The organism is Burkholderia sp. APQ4-4ca (assembly GCF_057837105.1).
This window is the reverse complement of sequence record NZ_JBYQCG010000059.1, coordinates 173,326-190,553: the sequence shown is the minus strand read 5'-3', so window position 1 is coordinate 190,553 and position 17,228 is coordinate 173,326. Positions and strand designations below refer to the sequence as shown.

Here is a 17,228-nt window from a genome sequence, read left to right as displayed (position 1 = left end):
TGCGTTACGCCTGTTGCGGCTCGGCCGCGCACGCGGCGTCGAACGCGCGTTGCAGCGCGGCCGCGTCGAGATCCTCGCCGATCAGCACGAAGCGGCTCGCGCGCGTTTCGCCGTCCTGCCAGCGGCGGTCGAAATAGCTGTCGAAACGGCGGCCGACGCCCTGGATCACGAGTCGCATCGGCGCGCCGGGCAGCGCGGCGAAGCCTTTCGCGCGATAGATCGTGTGCGTTTCGACCACCCGCTGCAACGCGGCGATCGTCGCTTCGCGCGTGCCGGCGTCGCCCGACACCACGACCGAATCGAAATCGTCGTGATGGTGGTCGTGATCGCCGTCGTCGGCCGAGCCGTGATGGTCGTGACGCAGGTGGATCGTCTCCTCCGACGCCGATTCGAGGCCGAGCAGCATCGCGAGATCGAGCTCGCCGCGCGTCGCGCGCACGATCTTCACCTGCGGCGGGATTTCCTCGCGGATCGCGGTTTCGATCTGCGAGAATTCGGCGTCGCCGACGAGGTCGGCCTTGTTCACGATCACGAGATCGGCCGACGACAGTTGATCGGCGAACAGTTCGTGCAGCGGCGATTCGTGGTCGAGGTTCGGATCGGCGCGACGCTGCGCGTCGACGGCCTGCGGGTTTTCCGCGAACTGGCCGCTCGCGGCGGCCGGCCCGTCGACGACGGTCACGACCGCGTCGACCGTGAAGCTGTTGCGGATCGTCGGCCAGTTGAACGCCTGCACGAGCGGCTTCGGCAGCGCGAGGCCCGACGTTTCGATCAGCACGTGATCGATGTCCGCGCGGCGCTCGACGAGCGCTTCCATCACCGGATAGAACTCCTCCTGCACGGTGCAGCACAGGCAGCCGTTCGCGAGTTCGTACAACTGGCCCGAGGCCTCGCCCTGGGCGCCGTCGGCATCGTCGCAGCCGATGCCGCAGCCCTTGAGGATTTCGCCGTCGATGCCGAGCTCGCCGAATTCGTTGACGATCACCGCGATGCGGCGGCCTTCGGCGTGCTGCAGGATGTGCCGCATCAGCGTCGTCTTGCCGCTGCCGAGAAAGCCCGTGACGATCGTGACGGGCAGCTTGCGTAGGGTCATGGTAGGTCCGGTGTCGAAGAGGGAATCAGGACGGGATCGTCGCGTCGGGGGCGGCGCGGCCATTCACGGGGCGGTACGCGGGAAGGTCGCCGCGCAGTCCGGCCGGACAGCCGCGGGACGGGCGGAACAATGGATCGGGCATGGTGCTTCCTTGCGAACGGTCGACATCGTGAATGCCAACACGGCTGCCGCCTGCCTCGCCCGCGTCGCCTGCCGTTCGCCGCGCCGGTCGCGCACGTGCGTGCGGCGGCAGATGGGCGGAGCAAGCATCGAACACCGGGCGTCGGGCCGGCTGCGGCCGTGGACGATGCGCCGCCTCCCCGCGGCGCTGAACCCCAACGTTTAGGCCGGTATCCGGGCTGACGAACACGCCGCTTCGCCTTCCCGGATGCGCGGCATCCAGTGGCGGTCGTCCGCATGCGCGGGGCATGCGGCGAAGCGGCGCTGCGTGGCGCTTGCGCGCGACGCGTTCGCTTACCGTTGCGGGGGCAGCACAGGTTGGCTCGACTGCGGTGCAGGCAGGCTCCCTGTTTCCCGTTTAACTGCACGCGCCGGAGCGGCGCGCGCGAGCACCAAAACGCGTGCGAGTGTAGGCGGCGGGGCCGGGAGCGTCAAGGCGAGCCGTGCGGGAGTCCATGCGAGCGCGGGTCGCGGCCGGGTTTTCGGTCCGATGCTCAGCCCGTTCGCAGCGATTGCGCCGTGATCGCGCCTTGCAGCGCTTCGACCGTATCGGGGCGCCCGAAATACCAGCCCTGCGCACAGACCGACTGCCCCGGCATGTCGAGCATGTGCGCCTGCTCACGGGTCTCGACGCCCTCGAAGACGACGCCGACCCCGAGCCGGCGGGCAATCGCCAGGATCTCCGGAATGATCGAGGTGCCGTCGTGCTGCGGCGTGGCCGGCAGCAGCGAACGGTCGACCTTGATGTAGTCGATCGGAAGATGCTGCAGCAGGCTCAGGCTGGAGTAGCCCGTGCCGAAATCGTCCATGTAGACGGGATGCCCGAGGTCGCGCAATTGCCGAAGCGCCGGCACAATTTCCGGCAGTTCCACGGTCGACCGTTCGGTCAGCTCGAAACCGACATGCTTGCGCGGCAATCCGGCCGGCCAGCAGTTGTCCAGCGTCGCCATCAGGCTGCCGTCCCGCAACTCGGGCGCGCTGATGTTGACGGTCACGCGAAAGTCCGGCGCGTTGTCGAACAGCGCACGCATCTCCCGCAGGACCGTGCGCACGACGAAGGCCGTGACGTCGACGATCATTCCGGCGCGTTCCGCCTCGGCAATGAACACGTCGGGTGCGGCCGGCCCGTCGATCCAGCGGATCAGCGCTTCGGCGGAGACGATCCGTGACGACGCGCCCAGCGCGACGATCGGCTGATAGCGCAGGACAAATTGTCCGTTTGCCAGTGCTCGACGTATCTGCGCCGCAAGCGCGGCCCAGCGTCGGTGCAGCATCAGCGCCCCGAGCCCCAGGCAGCAGCCCGCCGCGCCGCCGGCGATCCCCAGCAGCCAGGCGGCGTGCCGGCTGGCGTTGGCCAGCGCTTGCGGCGTCACGACGACGATGGCGCACACCGGCACGCGGGCCGAGCAGAACGATTTGCCGTCCCGAAACCCCGGCACCTGGCCGGCATCGACGTACGCCGGGACACCGCGCGCGTCGAGCCCGATGACGCGCGCGGTCGGGTGGCCGCTGAGCCCGATCAAGTAGTGCAGGCCTGACGGCGGCAGTACCCTGAAGGCGTCCAGATCCATCAGCAGGTTCGCCCGCCTTCCCGCGACCACGAGCCCCAGCGTGTCGGGGCTCGACAACAACGGCACGGTCCAGAAGGCCGACATCGTGTCGGTCAGCCGGAATGGCTGCCGCTTCGGAGAAAAGGGCCTGGGCAGCATGCCCAGCATCGTCGTGCAGAGCAGAGCGGCGCCCGACCGGCGTCCGACGTCCTTGACGTACTTCGACCGCACGGAAGCCGATCGCAACAGGCGCAAATCCTGCGGCGAGCAGTCCGCGTACGGCGACGCATCCACGTCGGCAAGCGTCCTGGCCGCCGAATCGAACACGACGTCGATCTGCTGCACGACTTGCGTCCCCAGCCCGGCAACCGATTGCGCCAGCACGGTCTTCGTGACCAGCGGCCACGTTTCCAGCGCCAACCCTGCCGAAACGACCAGCATGCCGATCGCGAGTGCATAACCGGCCCGACTGGAGGTTGTCCATCTGCGTACGTTCGCCATAGGCGCGGCACTTCGCGATGTAGTGGTAGTGGCCATCGCCCTGCAGGTCCGGCAGAGCGAGCCGATTTTGGTATGACTCTCGTCAGCTTGGTGCGACCGGCCACCCGAGGCTGAGCCTTGCTCATGACGCCGGCCAGATGATTGCACACCAGCGCGATGGCTCTCCCAAGGATTGCGTCCCGGACGGATACGGGCGCGGTTCGCCGGCCTCGCGCCCGATGCACGCTGTGCTATCGTATGCGCCGCGTTCGGTGCTCGCATGCGCATTCCGTGCATGCAGTTAAACGGGAAACAGGAGGCGGATATCCGCCCGGCCTGTGCTGTCCCCGCAACGGTACGCCGCCCGCGCCACGCGCTTTCCCGCGCGTGCGCCCAGGCCGCCCGCGATGCCACTGCCCTTCGACCGGGCGGGAAGGCTGCGGTCTGGCAAGCGGCCAGCCCGGATACCGGCCGACGCAAGGGGCGAGCGCGATGCTTGCCGAACGCCCGATCCGCGGGGAACGGATCGGGTGCGCATTCCCCCCGCGCTCGCGCGGATTTTGCCCGTTCCGACATGCACTGCCTGCCCGCCGGCCGCCGATGTGCCGCCCGCCTTCCCTGCTTCACTGTTTCGACACGGTGCGCGCCGTGCCGCGCGCGATGAGCCGCGCGTGGCTGATCGGCGCCGGCCCCGGCGACGCCGACCTGCTGACGCTCAGGGCCGTGCGCGCGATCGGCGCGGCCGACGTGCTGCTCGTCGACGATCTCGTGAACCCCGACGTGCTGCGCCACGCGCGCGCCGATGCGCTGATCGAGCACGTCGGCAAGCGTGGCGGCCATGCGTCGACGCCGCAGGAGGCGATCGTCGCCGCGATGCTCGCGCACCTGCGCGCGGGCCGCAGCGTCGCGCGGCTCAAGGGCGGCGATCCGTTCGTGTTCGGCCGCGGCGGCGAGGAGCTGATCGCGCTCGGTGCGGCGGGTTTCCCGGCGGAAGTCGTCAACGGGATCACCGCGGGCATCGCCGCGCCGGCCGCGCTCGGCATCCCGGTCACGCACCGCGGCGACGCGCAGGGCGTGATCTTCGTCACCGGCCACGGCGCGGGGGCCGACGAGCCCGACTGGCGCACGCTCGCGGCCACCCGCATGACGATCGTGATCTACATGGGCATCCGCCGGCTCGACGCGATTGCCGCGGCGCTGCGCGACGGCGGCCTGCCCGGCGACACGCCGTGCGCGGCGATCGAGAACGCGACGCGCCCCGACCAGCGCCACGTCCTCGCGACGCTCGATACGCTCGTCGATCGCGTCGCCGAAACCGGTATCGGTTCGCCGGCGATCGTCGTGATCGGCCGCGTCGCGGCGCTCGCCGACGATCCGGCGGTGCGTGCGGCGCTCGGCGGCCGCGCATGATGCGCGTCGCGCTCGGTGTCGGTTTCCGCGCGGGCGTCACGGCCGCGCAACTCGATGCCGCGATCCGCACCGCGCTCGCGCGCTATCCGGCCGCCGAACCGGCGCTCGTCGCGACGCTCGCCGACAAGGCGCGCGCCTGTGCGCTGCGCACGCTGTGCGCGCGCCGCGGCTGGCCGCTCGTCGCGTTCGATGCGGCGCGGATTGCGAATTGTCCCGAATGCGCGTCGAGCGCTCCGTCGGCGGCCGCGCTTGCGCGTTTCGGCGTCGCCGGCGTGGCCGAGCCGTGCGCGCAGCTCGCGGCGCCGCATGGCCGGCTGCTCGGCCCCAAATCCATTCTGGGCGGCGTGACGGTTGCGCTCGCCGGCCCGCTCTGAACCTTTATTCCGCTTTCGACAGGACGACTCCCGATGAAGACCGATGCCGAATCCCATCAACGGATGACCGAACGCCGCCGCGCCGGCCATGAAAAGAAACAGGCCGCCGCCACCCAGGAAAAGGGCCTGCTGATCGTCCACACCGGCAACGGCAAGGGCAAGAGCACGGCCGCGTTCGGGATGGCCGTGCGCGTGCTCGGCCACGGCATGCGGCTCGGTGTCGTGCAGTTCATCAAGGGCGCGCTGCACACGTCCGAGCGCGATTTCCTCGGCGCGGTCGCGGAGTGCGATTTCGTGACGATGGGCGACGGCTATACGTGGAACACGCAGAACCGCGACGCCGACATCGCGACCGCGCGCAAGGGCTGGGACGAGGCGCGCCGGATGATCGAAAGCGGCGATTACCGGATGGTGATCCTCGACGAGCTGAACACCGTGCTGAAGTACGAATACCTGCCGCTCGACGAAGTGCTCGCGACGCTCACGGCTCGTCCGGAATCGGTGCACGTCGTCGTCACCGGCCGGCACGCGCCCGATGCGCTGATCGATGCGGCCGATCTCGTCACCGAAATGCGGCTCGTCAAGCATCCGTACAAGGAGCAAGGCGTGAAGGCGCAGCGCGGCGTGGAGTTCTGAGCATGCCGGCCTGCCCCGCGCTGTTCGTCAGCGCGCCCGCGTCCGGACAGGGCAAGACGTCGGTGACGGCCGGCCTCGCGCGGCTGCACCGTCGGCTCGGCCGCCGTGTGCGCGTGTTCAAGACCGGACCGGATTTTCTCGATCCGATGCTGCTCGAACGCGCGAGCGGTGCGCCCGTGCATGCGCTCGATCTCGGCATGGTCGGCGAGGCCGGTTGCCGCGCGCTGCTCGCCGACGCCGCGCGCGACGCGGACCTGATCCTGATCGAGGGCGTGATGGGATTGTTCGACGGCACGCCGAGCAGCGCCGATCTCGCGGTCGCGTTCGGCGTGCCGGTCGTCGCGGTGATTTCGGCGAAGGCGATGGCGCAGACGTTCGCGGCGATCGCATTCGGGCTCGCGCGGTTCCGGCCCGAGGTGCCGTTTCACGGCGTGCTGGCGAACCGCGTCGGGTCGGCGCGGCACGCGGAATTGCTGCAACAGGCGTTGCCCGACGCGTTGCGCTGGCTCGGGCACGTGCCGGCCGATGCGGGCATCGCGCTGCCGGAGCGGCATCTCGGGCTGCATCAGCCGGCCGATATCGACGATCTCGATGCACGGCTGGATCGCGCGGCCGATGTGCTCGCGCAAACCGCACTCGCCGAGTTGCCGCCTGCCGTCGCGTTCGCGGAACCGGACGTGGCCGCGCCGCTGCCGCGCGCGCTGGCCGGCAAGCGGATCGCGGTGGCGCGCGATGCGGCGTTTTCGTTCATCTATCCGGCCAATCTCGCGTTGCTGGAGACGCTCGGTGCCGAGCCGCGGTTCTTCTCGCCGCTCGCCGACGAACCCGTGCCCGACGATTGCGACGCGCTGTTTTTGCCGGGCGGCTATCCGGAACTGCATGCGGCGACGCTGGCGGCGAATGCCCTGACGGCTCAGACGATTCGCGCGCATGCGGCAGCCGGCAGGCCGATCGTCGCGGAATGCGGCGGCATGGTGTATCTGTGCGAATCGCTGACCGACGTGGACGGCTCGACGACGCCGATGCTCGGCCTGCTGCCGGGGCGTGCGACGATGCAACGCCGGTTCGCGGCGCTCGGCATGCAGCAGCTCGATACGCATACCGGGCCGATGCGCGGCCATACGTTTCATTATTCGCGGCTGGATACGCCGCTGGCGCCGGTCGCGACCGCCATCCGGCCCGATGGCGCGGCCGGCAGCGGCGAAGCCGTTTATCGCGCGGGGGCGATCGTCGCGACGTACATGCACATGTACTGGCCGTCGAATCCGGATGCGGTCGTGGCGCTGTTCGGTGGGGAAGCGTTCTGAACGATCGATGTCGTGCCTGCATGACGCGGCACGAAGCCTGTCGAGATGGACGTCGCTTTGTAGCGACTACAGCATTCGACGGGCGCGGCTACAGATGTCGGTACATTTTGCATTCGCCCCGCTTAAGTGGGCCGATGGTCGGCCCTGTGCCGCATGTCTCGCCTCCTCCGTCACACCAGAAACGCCTCGGCCAGCTTGACCCAGTACGACGCGCCGGTCGGCAATGCCGCGTCGTTGAAGTCGTAGCCGGGGTTGTGCACCATGCAACCGCCCTCCCCGTCGCCATTGCCGATGATCAGGTAGCAGCCCGGCCGTTTCTCGAGCAGGAACGCGAAATCCTCGCTGCCGGTGAGCGGCACCATCCCGTCGATCAGATTGGCTTCGCCGACCCATTCGCGTGCGACGTCGCGTGCGAACGCCGTCATCTCCGCATCGTTGACGAGCACCGGATAGCGGCGCTGATAGTCGATCGTCGCGGTCGCGCCGAACACGGCCGCCTGCGCATGGACGACCTCCTTGATGCGCGTTTCGAGCAGGTCGCGCACGTCGGGTTTCAGTGCGCGCACCGACAGGCGCATCTGCGCGCGATCGGGAATCACGTTCGGCGCGTCGCCCGCATGGATCGCGCCGACCGTGACGATCGCCATGTCGAGCGGCGACACGTTGCGCGACACGATCGTCTGCAACGCCAGCACGATCTGCGCGCACACGACGACCGGATCGATCGCGCGATGCGGCACCGCGCCGTGGCCGCCGCGGCCCTGCACGTCGATGACGACGGTATCCGACGACGCCATGAACGGCCCCGGCAGGAAACCAAAGGTGCCGGTCGGGAAGCCCGGCATGTTGTGCATCGCGAAGATCGCGTCACACGGAAATTGCTCGAACAGCCCTTCGTCGAGCATCTTCTTCGCACCGCCGAGCCCTTCCTCGGCCGGCTGGAAAATCAGGTTCAGCGTGCCCGAGAAGCGGCGTTCGCGCGCGAGGTGCTTCGCGGCCGCGAGCAGCATCGCCGTGTGGCCGTCGTGGCCGCACGCGTGCATCTTGCCCGCGATCGTGCTCTGGTACGGCAGGCCCGTCGTTTCGTGGATCGGCAGCGCGTCCATGTCCGCGCGCAGGCCGAGGCGCTGCCGGCCCTTGCCCACTTTCAACTGCGCGACGACGCCGGTGCCGCCGAGCCCGCGATGCACGACGTAGCCCCACGACTGCAACTGCTCGGCGACGAGGTCGCTCGTCGCGAATTCCTCGAAACCCAGTTCGGGATGAGCGTGGATGCGGTGCCGGATCTCGATCATTTCGTCGGCGAGGCCTGCGGGAATCACGCTGTGCGTCACGGTGTCGTCTCCTGAAGTGCGGTGGGGAAGGTGCAGGCAGGATAGTGTGTTGAGCGACAACCGGACAGACAGAAAGTCGTCATGGCAGCAACTATTGATTGCCGGTCGAATCGCCTCTCCCATCCGGACGACTGCCGCGTGCGCTCGGTACGCGCGACACTCTGTGTTCAGGCTCGAATTTTCACACGGAGGTTATCGTTGGCTGCGACTCATCGCCCCGAAACAGCCCTTTCATATCAAATGCTTGAGAAAGTTTGTTCATTTTTTGACGGCTGTACATTTTTTGTATACGCTGACAAAACAATGAACAAGCGCTTCTCCGTGATGCCCGCGAATGCCTCCCTCCCGATGTCGGAACAGCACGTGCTCGACGCGGCCTGTGCCGCGTTCGCGCGCGCGACCCGGCGCTTCGATGCGCGGCCCGTGCGCGTGCCGGCGGCGTACCGGGCGCGCGCCGACGCGATGATCCGCTTCGACATCGCCGGGCAGACGTTCGAGATGCCGGTGGCCGTGAGTGTCGGCATCGACTCGCTGCAGGGCGCGCTCGCGGCGCTGCGTCGCCGCGGCGGCACGCCGGTGCCGGGCGAGCGGCCGCTGATGCTGGTCGCGCCTTATTTTTCTGCCGAACTGGCCGCCCGCCTGACCGAGCACGATATCCCGTTTCTCGATACCGCCGGCAATGCGAGCCTGATCCAGCCGGAGGCCACCGTGATGATCTCGGGCCGGCAGAAACCTGCCCGCACGCCGCGCCGTCAGGCGTCGCGCGCGACCACGCCGAAAGGGCTCGCCGTGATGTTCGCGCTCGCGACGCAGCCTGGCCTCGTCGCGCAGCCGTACCGCGCGATCGCCGCCGCGTCGGGCGTCGCGCTCGGCACGGTCAACCTCGCGATGGACGACCTGATCGCGCGCGGCCTCGTCGCGCAGCGGCGCAACGGCGAACGGCTGATGCCGGACTGGCCGCGCTTCCTGCAGGAATGGGTCGCGCTGTACCCGAGCCGCCTGCGCGCGAAACTGCCGGCCCGGCGGTTTGCCGCGATCGCACCCGACTGGTGGCGCGGCTTCGATTTCGCCGTGTTCGATGCACGGCTCGGCGGCGAAGCGGCGGCCGATCTGCTCACGCACGACCTGAAGCCCGCGACGATCACCGTCTATACGCACGGCGCCGTGCCGAACCGCCTGCTGCTGCAAGCCCGCCTGCGCCCGGACGAGCACGGCGACGTCGAACTGCTCGAAGCGTTCTGGCCGCCGTCGCCGACGCTCGACTGGCGCGAGCAGGACGTGCCGCTCGTGCCGCCGCTGTTGATCTACGCGGATCTCGTCTCGTCCGGAGACAGCCGCAATCTTGCTGCCGCCGAACACATCCATGACCGATACCTCGCCCACCCGCCCGCTTGAAATCGACGCGCGCCGGCCGCTCGAGCCGGCGGCGGTCGCGCTGCTGCAGGCGGTCGGCACGGCCTGCGCGCGGCTCGACGCGGCATTCGTCGTTGCCGGCGCGACCGCGCGCGACATCCTGATGTGGCACGTGTACGGCATCCGTCCGATGCGAGCGACGCGGGACGTCGACGTCGCTGTGTGCGCGGTGAGCTGGCCGTTTCATGCGCAGCTCGTCGATACGCTCGTCGCGACCGGGCGATTCGCGCTCGCGCCGAAACATCGGCAAAAGCTGCTGTTCGACAGCGGCTCGCCGGGTTTTCGCACCGAACTCGATCTGGTGCCGTTCGGGCCGCTTGAAACGCCGCCCGGCGAAATCGCCTGGCCGCCGGGCGGCGACTTCGTGCTGAACGTGCTGGGGTTTCAGGAGGCGGTCGATACGGCGCTCGCCGTATCGATCGGCGCCGGCGTCACGGTGCCGGTGGCGAGCCTGCCGGCGCTCGCGCTGCTGAAGCTGCTCGCGTGGAAGGACCGGCGCGCGCGCCAGAACAGCGACGCGTACGACCTGCTGTTCCTGCTCACGCATTTTCACGACGCGGGCAATCGCGAGCGGATCTGGGACGTTGCGCCCGATCTCGTAGAACTGCATGGTTTCCAGCCGGCGCTGGCGGCAGCGGCGTTGCTGGCGCGTGATGCGAAACAGATCGCGTTGCCGCAGACGCACGACGCCATTCACGCGCTGTTATCCGACGACGCGATTTACGCAATGCTCGGGCAGGATCTGCTGGCGCGTGCGTTCGCACTGTTGCCGGGTGAATTCAACGACGACGCGGACCGGTATCTCGACGCGTTCCGTGGCGCTTTTCTTGCCGCTCCGCTCGCGCGCGACGTGTGACGTGTAACGTGACGCACCCCGGCAAGATGACGACGCCACAGCCCATCCGGCTCAAGCTGCCCAGTCTTCGACAGACAACCCCGTGACACGACCGAATTCGCGGCCGTTGTTCGTGACCAGCACCGCGCCGGCCGCGATCGCATGCCCGGCGATCGACGCATCGTTTGCGCCGATCGGCGTGCCGCGCACGGCGAGATCCGCGCGAATCGCGGCGGTGGCGTCGACTGCCGCCGCATCCCACGGCAGCACGCCGTCGAGCCGCGCAACGAAGGCCGCGACGAGTTCCGCATGCTTCGGCGACGCTTCCTTGCCCACCGCGTCGAAGCGCATCTCGGCATAGGTCACGGCCGACACGACGATCCGGTGCTGCGCGTGAACGCACGACTGCAACCGTGACAGCACCACGGGCGGCCGCTCGCGCATGATGAACGAACAGATGTTCGTATCGAGCATATAGAGCGTGGTCACCGATGGGACTCCGACGGCGCATCGGCATCGCCGGACAGGTCGAAGCGACCGGATTCGATGACGGCCGGGCGTTCGGCCAGGAAATCGGCATCGGCCCGCGGTTCATTCGCGAACGACAGCCACGTGGGACGGACCGGCCGCAACAGCAGTGTGTCGCCCTCGCGGCGGATCTCGAGTTCCGTGACGCCCTCGAACTCCATGTCCTTCGGGATGCGGATTGCCTGGTTACGGGCGTTCTTGAAAATGGAAACAGTGCGCATGAGCCACTCCATGGGAGTACGATGCGCCCATTCTAGGCATATGCTGGCATATGTCAATTTGGCGGGACGCGAATTCTCCGCTGCGCCCCACGCCGTCGAGGATGTCTGATTCATGCTGCCGGCCTGTCGTCGATGAGAGGAGCGATCCATTCTTCATGACGCAGGCCGCGCGGTCCATATACCGGACGGCCGATGCATGCGCATCGCCAGGCCGCGCACGCCGTCGCACCGACGCCGCGCGCCCGCCCTCTCACGGCAACCGGAAAGTGTCAAAGAACGTCTCGCGCTCGATCACCGTGAGCGCCGCGCGCTTGTGCGGAAAATCGAATTCCTTCAGCGTATAGAACCCGAGCCGATGCATGTACGCGATATGCCGCACGTGATCGACGCGCGGCTCGCCGACGAGCCGCTGGGTACGCGGTTCGTCGACGAACATGTAGTGCAGCACCCCGCTCCACCACGCATGCAGCTTGCCGGCGCTCTGGAACCGCGAGTCGCCGATCAGCAGGTGCAGCCCGCGATCGTAGTCGTGCGCGTCGTAGAACGGCGCGAGGCGGTCCTCCTTCGCCCAGTAGAACTCGAAATAGCCGAACGGCGTGTCGTCGAAATAGCCGATCATCGGGTGCATGTGCGGGTCGGCCAGCCGTTCGGCGAGATACGCCGCATGCTCGTCGCGCGTGCCGCGCTGGTCCCAGAAATGCGCGACGCGGTCGAGGTTCATCCAGCCGCTGAACAGGTCCGCGTGCGCGTCGATGTCGACGGTGCGCAGGCTGAACGTCATCCCGACCTGCGGCATAGGGCGCGCATAGATCTCGCCGGCCGGCGACGGCGGCCGCACCGGATGACGATGGCCGTTCGTGATCGCGTAGCGCAGCGGCATCCCGCCGGACGCGGGCGCCTTCAGCCACGGCCGCGGATTCTGCCAGAACGTCGTGCGCGACACGGTGAGCCGCAGCGTGTCGCCCGCGACCTGCGCGCCGTCGATCACGCCTTCGCGCACCGCACGCGCCACGTACGACGCCACGGCCGCCGCATCGGCGCCGCCGAGCGGCACCGAGACCGTCGCCGCGTCGAGCCGCGTGTCGGTGTTGAACAGCGCCACCAGCGTCGGGAGCAGCGCGTCGGGTGCGTCGTCGGGCCGCCATGCGTCGAGCGCATGCTCGACGACGGCCGCCGCCTGCCCATGCACGGCGCCGTCGAGCGCGGCGGCCACTTCACCTTCGACGGCGTCGGCGGCGCCGGTCGGTTTCGTCAGCGTGTCTTGCATCACAGTGCTCCCGCGTCGTGGCGATCGGCGAGCACGTGCAGCCCGCGCTCGAGCGCCGGAAACAGGCTGCGCTGGAAGTTGTTCCAGCGCAGTTCGAGAATCGTGTCGTCCGGCGCGATCGGCGTGTCGAGCACGTCGCAGATCACCTCGCCGGAATCGATACCGTTGTCGACGTAGTGGAACGACGCGCCCGTCATCGTCACGGGTTCGATGGACGACGTCGCGCCGGTGGCCCAGTCGACCCGTTCGCCGCGTGCGCCGTGCAGCGCGTCGAGCGTCGCCCACGCGCCGCGCCGCTGGTACGGCGAATCGTCGGCGGTGATGCCCGGGTGGATGTTCGCGATGCGCCGGTGAAAGCGCGCGCCCGGCCGCACGAGTTCGTCGAGGATCACGAGCAGCCCGTCGAGCACGACGATGTCGGCGTCGAGTTCGAGCAGGCGCTCGAGCAGGCGGCGCTCGAACGCCTGTTTGCCGGCCACGCGCTCACGCGCGTCGCGCGGCAGCCGCCGATACGTCGACGGGATCGAACAGAACAGTTCGTCGACCGCCCGGCCCTGCACCGTCAGGCCTTCCGGCAGGATCCACGGGCGGCCCGGCGTGCGCGCGAAACCGTAATCGGCCACTTTCGCGCGATCGGCCGGCGAGCCTTCGTCGTCGTCGACGATCACGCCCTGCAGCGTGTAACGTTCGCCGAGCGGCGAATCGTTCAGGCGCTCGACGAGGAATTCGAGCGGCGCCTTCATGTAGCGCGTGCCGCCTCGATAAGCGACCGGCTGGCCGGCGCGATCGGCCGCGCCGTTGCGCAGCGACTGGATGTAGACGAGATTTTTCTTCGGCATGGATGCGTCGTGGAAAAAAGCGGACGAAGGCGCCGCGGCCGGCCCGCGCCGGCCGCGAGGGCCGGCCGGCGAGCCGTGGCGCGCGACGTCACCAGTTGTATTTCGCGGTGGCGATCACCGTGCGGTCGGTCCCGAAAACGCAGACGTTCGCCGACTGGCAACCGCTGATGTAATGGCGGTTGAACAGGTTCGTTCCGTTCACGGCGAAGCGCCAGTTACGCACGTCGTAATGCAGGCCCGCGTCGAACAGCGTGACGCTCGATACCGTCAGCGAGTTGTCGGCCGCACCGGCCGACGCGCTCTGGTAGCGAATGCCGCCGCCGAGGCCGAAGCCGGCGAGCGGCCCGGTGTGCCAGGTCCAGTCGGTCCACAGCGACGCCATCTGGCGCGGCCGCGGAATGTCGACCGGCCAGTTGTTCAGCGAGACGTCGTTGGCCTGCACGTTCTTCACGTCCTGATAGACGTACGACGCGATCACCGACAGGTTGCGCGTGACCTTGCCGGTCGCGCTCAGCTCGATCCCGCGCGAACGCACCTCGCCCGTCTGCACCGACTTCGTGCCGGTCGGGTCCTGGCTCGGCAGCGCCGACGTGAGTACGTTGGTCTGGTTGATCTGGTAGATCGCCGCGTTCAGCATCAGGTTCTTGCCGGGCGGCTGCCAGCGCAGGCCGGCTTCGATCTGCTTGCCGCGCGTCGGTTGCGGCAGTCCGCCGCCGAGCAGGTTCACGCCGATCAGCGGATTGAACGACGTCGCGTAGCTGACGTACGGCGACAACCCGTAGTCGCCCTGGTACGTGAGGCCGACGCGGCCGGTGAAGGCCGTCACGTCGGCCTTCGTCGACGTGCCGGCCGCGCGGTCGTCCTGCCGCATGTTGACCCAATCCTCGCGGCCGCCGAGCGTCAGCGTCCAGCGGTCCCACTTGACCTGGTCCTGCGCGTACAGGCCGAACGTGTTCATCGTCGTGTACGTGTTGGTGCGGAACGTCGCGTCGGGCGTGAACACCGCCGTCGTGACCGGCTGGTACACCGGGTTGTAGATGTTCAGCGGCGGCGCGGCGGCGAGCCATTCGCTGTCGGTCGCGGTCTGCCGGTTGTACTGGAAGCCGAGCAGCAGCGTGTGCTGCAGCGGGCCCGTCGCGAACCGGCCCTCGAGGTTGTTGTCGATGTCGAAGCGGCTGTAGTTCATCTGGAACACGCCGGCCCAGCGCGACACGTCGGTCGTGCTGCCGTCGACGAAGCCGTTGCCGAACACCGAGCCGTTGTCCAGCGACAGGTGCATCAGCCGGGTGTTCTGGCGGAACGTCCAGGCCGGCGTCAGGTTGCGCTCGAACTGGTAACCGACCGACCACTGCTTCTTGCGGTAGTAGTTGAAGCTGCCGTCGCCTTCGTAGATGTCCTTGTTGATCTGGCCGTTCGGGTTCGGCAGCACCGTGCCCTGCGCGGGCATGAAGTTCGACGAGATGTCGCCCCAGTCCTGCAGGTAGGTCGCCGACAGCGTCAGCGACGTATCCGCGTCCGGGCGCCAGCGGAACGACGGCGCGAGCGCGACGCGCTGGTCGTTGTTCGGGCCGGTCAGCGCGTTGCCGTCGCGCGCGACGCCGACGAACCGGTACGCATACTTGCCGTCCGGGTCGAGCTTGTCGCCGACGTCGATCATGAACTGCTTGCGCGCGTAGTTGCCGATCTGCACGCCTGCCTCACGCACGCGCTCGCCGTCGGCGAGCTTGGTGTGCACGTCGATGATCGCGCCCGGATCGCCCGCGCCGTACAGCACCGAGGTAGGCCCGCGCAGCACGCTGATGCTGTCGATCATGTACGGATCGACGCGCCAGCTCGCGAGATTGATCGTGTTCGGCACCTGCAGCCCGTTCACGTAGGCGGTCGGCGTGAAGCCGCGCAGCGCCGCGTACCAGTCGGAGCGGTTGTCCGACCCGTACGACGAGAAGCCCGGCACGTAGCGCAGCGCCGCGTTCACGTCGGTGGCGCCGGTCATCTCGATCTGCTGCGCGGTGACGACGTTGATCGTCTGCGGGATCTCGTTGAGCGGCGTGTCGGTCTTGGTGCCGGTCGTGCTGCGCTTCGCGACGAGTCCGACCGTGCCGTCGCCCTCCGAGGCCGCGTTGACGGTGATCGCCGGCAGCGTGCCGTTCTGCGCGGCGGTCGACGTATTCGCCGCCGCGCCATTTTGTGCACTGCTGGCCGACGCCGCGGCGCCTGCGTTCACGGCCGGCGCCGTCTGGGCATAGGCGTGCCCTGCCGCTGCCGTACCGAACGCCACGCTTGCCGCGGCTGCGATCGCACGCAAACGCGTGCCTGTTGCCCACTCCATCTTCTTCTGCTCCACTTTTTCATGCGGTCTCCGACCGCGCCTTTGTCAAAGAGCGAAAGCCATCCGGCCCGCGCTCACCCCGTTGTTCGGTCGTTGTTCTTGCGTGGCCCGGGCCGCGCCTTCGTCATGCCTGGGCGCGATCCCGTCTTCGAGCGACGCGCAGATTTCGTCGGCGCGGCGCGCCAGTACCGACAGCAGCGTGTCGGACAGGCCGTGGCTGTCTTCGCAGCAGCCTTGCAGGTAGATGCGCGGCGCGAAGTGCTCGGGCGTCGCGAGCAGGTAGTCGCGCGTGACCTCGCCGCGCGTGAGCGCATCGCCCAGGTGCGGCGCGAGCCCTTCGAGCAGCGCCGAATGCGTGTCGCGGCGGTAGCCGGTCGCGAGCACGAGCGCGTCGAAACGCTCGACGCGCGTGGCGCCGCTCATCCGGTCGCGCAGCGTCAGTTCGATGCGGCCGTCGGGGGGGGGCCCCCCGCCGCCTCGATCGCGGTGTTCGCGAGCAGCGCATGACGCGGCGTGCCGTCGATGCGCTGCAGGTACAGCATTTCGTAGATCTGCTCGATCAACGGCCGGTCGACCACCGCGTAGTTCGTGTCGCGATAGCGCTCGAGCAGCGCGCGGCGCGCGTCGTGCGGCTGCGCATAGACGACGTCGGTGAATTCGGGGCTGAAGATTTCGTTGACGAACGGGCTGTCGTCGGCCGGTTTCAGCGCGCCCGCGCGCATCACGAGGCTCGCGTCGACGTGCGGGAAGCGGCGCGCGAGGTCGATGAACACCTCGGCCGCGCTCTGCCCCGCGCCGATCACCGCGACGCGGCGGCGTTCGCCGTCGGGCGACGCGACGAGCCGGTCGATGTCGGCCAGATACGTCGACGAATGGATCACGCGGTCGCGGCCGAGCGCGGCGAACGCATCGGGAATCGCCGGCGTGCCGCCGACGCCGACCGACAGCGCGCGCGTGACGCGCTGGCGCTCGTGGCCGGCCGCGTCGCGCGACAGCACGCGCAGTGCGTCGATCTTCGCGCCGTCGCCGCGCACGGGTTCGATCCCCAGCACGGTCTCGCTGTAATGGACGCGATCGTCGAACGCGTCGGCCACCCAGCTCAGGTAGTCGTGGAATTCGACGCGGGTCGGATAGAAGTTCTTCAGGTTGATGAATTCGTTCAGCCGGCCGCGTTCGAACAGGTAGTTGATGAACGTGTAGCGGCTTTTCGGATCGCGCATCGTCACGAGATCCTTCAGAAACGAAATCTGCATCCGGCAATCGTCGAGCAGCATCCCGCGATGCCAGCCGAATTCCGGCTGGCGCTCGATGAAGCAATGGGCGAGCGTGTGCGCACCGCTGCGCTCCGCGAGGCGCACGGCCAGCGCCAGATTCGACGGCCCGAAGCCGACGCCGATCAGGTCGAATACGGTTTCTCTCTGCATGTCTCAGC

Annotated in this window: 14 protein-coding genes, 1 pseudogene and 2 riboswitches; of the genes and pseudogenes, 6 read left to right on the top strand and 9 right to left on the bottom strand. The window is 68.5% G+C overall.

What is annotated here, in order from left to right:
* Positions 1–4: 4 nt before the first annotated feature.
* Positions 5–1,093, bottom strand: coding sequence for a cobalamin biosynthesis protein CobW (gene cobW / locus AC3IFE_RS02665; RefSeq protein WP_489189515.1), 1,089 nt, complete (start codon positions 1,091–1,093; stop codon positions 5–7).
* 328 nt (positions 1,094–1,421) lie between these two features.
* Positions 1,422–1,685, bottom strand: a riboswitch (cobalamin riboswitch).
* Between the two features lie 82 nt (positions 1,686–1,767).
* A complete protein-coding gene (locus AC3IFE_RS02660; RefSeq protein ID WP_489189514.1) occupies positions 1,768–3,264 on the bottom strand; it encodes an EAL domain-containing protein in 1,497 nt (498 codons plus the stop codon).
* A 291-nt stretch (positions 3,265–3,555) separates the two neighbouring features.
* Positions 3,556–3,793: riboswitch (cobalamin riboswitch) on the top strand.
* Between the two features lie 110 nt (positions 3,794–3,903).
* Between AC3IFE_RS02660 and cobA the strand changes: the two genes are divergently transcribed.
* From cobA to AC3IFE_RS02640, 4 genes are read left to right on the top strand one after another with little or no spacing between them, the layout of a single operon-like run.
* Positions 3,904–4,713 (top strand): uroporphyrinogen-III C-methyltransferase, encoded by an 810-nt coding sequence (gene cobA, locus AC3IFE_RS02655; protein WP_489189513.1) that lies wholly within the window; start codon positions 3,904–3,906, stop codon positions 4,711–4,713.
* A complete protein-coding gene (locus AC3IFE_RS02650) occupies positions 4,710–5,087 on the top strand; it encodes a cobalamin biosynthesis protein (protein WP_489189512.1) in 378 nt (125 codons plus the stop codon). Before cobA ends, AC3IFE_RS02650 begins: the two co-directional genes overlap by 4 nt.
* A 33-nt stretch (positions 5,088–5,120) precedes the next feature.
* Positions 5,121–5,723: a cob(I)yrinic acid a,c-diamide adenosyltransferase gene (gene cobO, locus AC3IFE_RS02645; RefSeq protein WP_089467418.1), complete on the top strand. Its 603-nt coding sequence runs from the start codon at positions 5,121–5,123 to the stop codon at positions 5,721–5,723.
* Positions 5,724–5,725: 2 nt separating this feature from the next.
* Positions 5,726–7,030, top strand: a complete 1,305-nt coding sequence (locus AC3IFE_RS02640) for a cobyrinic acid a,c-diamide synthase CobB (RefSeq protein WP_489189511.1) — start codon at positions 5,726–5,728, stop codon at positions 7,028–7,030.
* A 170-nt stretch (positions 7,031–7,200) separates the two neighbouring features.
* Here the strand turns inward: AC3IFE_RS02640 and AC3IFE_RS02635 are convergent, their stop codons facing one another.
* A complete protein-coding gene (locus AC3IFE_RS02635; protein WP_489189510.1) occupies positions 7,201–8,364 on the bottom strand; it encodes a M20 aminoacylase family protein in 1,164 nt (387 codons plus the stop codon).
* Between the two features lie 324 nt (positions 8,365–8,688).
* Between AC3IFE_RS02635 and AC3IFE_RS02630 the strand changes: the two genes are divergently transcribed.
* The gene (locus AC3IFE_RS02630; RefSeq protein WP_489189562.1) at positions 8,689–9,759 is read left to right on the top strand and encodes a type IV toxin-antitoxin system AbiEi family antitoxin; all 1,071 of its coding nucleotides are present in this window, start codon (positions 8,689–8,691) and stop codon (positions 9,757–9,759) included.
* A complete protein-coding gene (locus tag AC3IFE_RS02625; RefSeq protein ID WP_089467415.1) occupies positions 9,728–10,633 on the top strand; it encodes a nucleotidyl transferase AbiEii/AbiGii toxin family protein in 906 nt (301 codons plus the stop codon). The genes AC3IFE_RS02630 and AC3IFE_RS02625 overlap by 32 nt, the downstream gene beginning before the upstream one ends.
* A 51-nt stretch (positions 10,634–10,684) precedes the next feature.
* Here the strand turns inward: AC3IFE_RS02625 and AC3IFE_RS02620 are convergent, their stop codons facing one another.
* The 6 genes and pseudogenes from AC3IFE_RS02620 to AC3IFE_RS02595 form a co-directional block, all read right to left on the bottom strand.
* Entirely contained in the window at positions 10,685–11,101 is a 417-nt protein-coding gene (locus AC3IFE_RS02620; RefSeq protein ID WP_089467414.1) for a PIN domain-containing protein, read from the bottom strand.
* Complete coding sequence (gene vapB / locus AC3IFE_RS02615) at positions 11,098–11,361, bottom strand: type II toxin-antitoxin system VapB family antitoxin (RefSeq protein WP_089467953.1); 264 nt, start codon at positions 11,359–11,361, stop codon at positions 11,098–11,100. Before vapB ends, AC3IFE_RS02620 begins: the two co-directional genes overlap by 4 nt.
* Positions 11,362–11,611: 250 nt before the next feature.
* A complete protein-coding gene (locus AC3IFE_RS02610; RefSeq protein ID WP_489189509.1) occupies positions 11,612–12,628 on the bottom strand; it encodes a GNAT family N-acetyltransferase in 1,017 nt (338 codons plus the stop codon).
* Entirely contained in the window at positions 12,628–13,467 is an 840-nt protein-coding gene (locus tag AC3IFE_RS02605) for a formyl transferase (RefSeq protein ID WP_089467412.1), read from the bottom strand. The genes AC3IFE_RS02610 and AC3IFE_RS02605 overlap by 1 nt, the downstream gene beginning before the upstream one ends.
* 88 nt (positions 13,468–13,555) lie before the next feature.
* Positions 13,556–15,796 (bottom strand): TonB-dependent siderophore receptor, encoded by a 2,241-nt coding sequence (locus AC3IFE_RS02600; protein WP_489189508.1) that lies wholly within the window; start codon positions 15,794–15,796, stop codon positions 13,556–13,558.
* A 45-nt stretch (positions 15,797–15,841) separates the two neighbouring features.
* Positions 15,842–17,220, bottom strand: a pseudogene (locus AC3IFE_RS02595) (lysine N(6)-hydroxylase/L-ornithine N(5)-oxygenase family protein).
* Between the last annotated feature and the right edge of the window lie 8 nt (positions 17,221–17,228).

Bases quoted from the DNA above. Each gene is read 5' to 3' on its own strand.
- AC3IFE_RS02605 (WP_089467412.1), bottom strand. From the start codon at position 13,467: ATGCCGAAGAAAAATCTCGTCTACATCCAGTCGCTGCGCAACGGCGCG.
- AC3IFE_RS02600 (WP_489189508.1), bottom strand. From the start codon at position 15,796: ATGGAGTGGGCAACAGGCACGCGTTTGCGTGCGATCGCAGCCGCGGCA.
- AC3IFE_RS02610 (WP_489189509.1), bottom strand. From the start codon at position 12,628: ATGCAAGACACGCTGACGAAACCGACCGGCGCCGCCGACGCCGTCGAA.
- AC3IFE_RS02650 (WP_489189512.1), top strand. From the start codon at position 4,710: ATGATGCGCGTCGCGCTCGGTGTCGGTTTCCGCGCGGGCGTCACGGCC.
- AC3IFE_RS02625 (WP_089467415.1), top strand. From the start codon at position 9,728: ATGACCGATACCTCGCCCACCCGCCCGCTTGAAATCGACGCGCGCCGG.
- cobA (WP_489189513.1), top strand. From the start codon at position 3,904: ATGTGCCGCCCGCCTTCCCTGCTTCACTGTTTCGACACGGTGCGCGCC.
- cobO (WP_089467418.1), top strand. From the start codon at position 5,121: ATGAAGACCGATGCCGAATCCCATCAACGGATGACCGAACGCCGCCGC.
- AC3IFE_RS02660 (WP_489189514.1), bottom strand. From the start codon at position 3,264: ATGCTGGTCGTTTCGGCAGGGTTGGCGCTGGAAACGTGGCCGCTGGTC.
- AC3IFE_RS02630 (WP_489189562.1), top strand. From the start codon at position 8,689: ATGCCCGCGAATGCCTCCCTCCCGATGTCGGAACAGCACGTGCTCGAC.
- vapB (WP_089467953.1), bottom strand. From the start codon at position 11,361: ATGCGCACTGTTTCCATTTTCAAGAACGCCCGTAACCAGGCAATCCGC.
- AC3IFE_RS02640 (WP_489189511.1), top strand. From the start codon at position 5,726: ATGCCGGCCTGCCCCGCGCTGTTCGTCAGCGCGCCCGCGTCCGGACAG.
- cobW (WP_489189515.1), bottom strand. From the start codon at position 1,093: ATGACCCTACGCAAGCTGCCCGTCACGATCGTCACGGGCTTTCTCGGC.